Below are 1,095 nucleotides of genomic sequence, written 5' to 3' on the forward strand. Positions count from 1 at the left end.
AAGACATTGATATTTGGTTTGAAAGCTTAATGGAAACAGTACGAGAGTGTGATTATGAGTACAACTCCGACGTTGAAAAGGCATGGCGCGCTTGTTTTAAATCGGGTCTGGAAATCATGAAACGCGAATGTGGTACACCGCCAAGTAAATCCGACACGGATCAGTGATCGAAAGGTTTGTGATATCTAATATGAAGAAGCGGCCTTACTGTTTACACCAAACTCAACGAGACCAAACTAAGTCCGCTCAAGTTAAACCCAAGCCGCTTCCGCCCTTATTTGAAAATTAATGTGGCTATTCTTCTTTATCCTGCCCCTGATTCTTTTTAACGGCGTTGGCAATGTCCGTCACCGCTTCGACCAAATTAATTGGCATTGGGAAGATGATGGTTGAGGTTTTGTCCGTCGTAATTTCGGTTAAGGTCTGCATATAGCGTAATTGCAGCGCGTTTGGCGCTTCGTTTAGCATTTCTGCGGCTTCTTTCAGTTTGTTCGACGCTTCCAATTCACCCGTTGCGTGAATCACTTTCGCTCGGCGGTTACGTTCCGCCTCGGCTTGGCGAGCCAGCGCTCGAACCATGCTGTCGTTCAAATCGACGTGCTTGACTTCGACGGTGGAGATTTTAATGCCCCAATCGTCGGTTTGTTGATCGAGAATGGACTGTAAATCCTTGTTGAGTCGTTCTCGTTCGGATAGCAGTTCATCCAACTCGTGTTGGCCCAGCACCGAGCGTAGCGTCGTTTGTGCTAACTGGCTGGTGGCATCGCTGTAACTTTCAATATTGTTGATTGCCATTTGTGGGTCAACCACACGAAAATACACCACCGCGTTAACGCGCACAGAGACGTTATCTTTGGTGATCAAATCTTGTGTTGGCACATCCAGCACAATGGTTCGTAAATCAACACGCACCATTTGTTGGATGAAAGGAATCAAAATGATCAAGCCCGGGCCTTTTACTTCTTGAAATCGCCCCAGAAAGAACACAACGCCTCGTTCGTACTCGCGCAGAACCTTAAACATTTGTGTCGCTAATGCGAACAGCAGCACCACGATCACAGCAACAGTGTAGAGCATCATAAACGCCTCCTATTC

Annotated in this window: 1 protein-coding gene and 1 pseudogene; one reads left to right on the plus strand and one right to left on the minus strand. The window is 46.8% G+C overall.

What is annotated here, in order from left to right:
- Positions 1-167 (plus strand): annotated as a pseudogene (locus tag R7Q48_RS24695) (globin); the annotation flags it as partial.
- 127 nt (positions 168-294) lie between these two features.
- On the opposite strand, the gene R7Q48_RS24700 reads toward R7Q48_RS24695, so the two are convergent.
- Positions 295-1,080 carry a slipin family protein gene (locus R7Q48_RS24700; RefSeq protein WP_005463674.1) on the minus strand — a complete coding sequence of 262 codons (786 nt, stop codon included), beginning with the start codon at positions 1,078-1,080 and terminating at the stop codon, positions 295-297.
- Between the last annotated feature and the right edge of the window lie 15 nt (positions 1,081-1,095).

The organism is Vibrio sp. 378 (assembly GCF_033339435.1).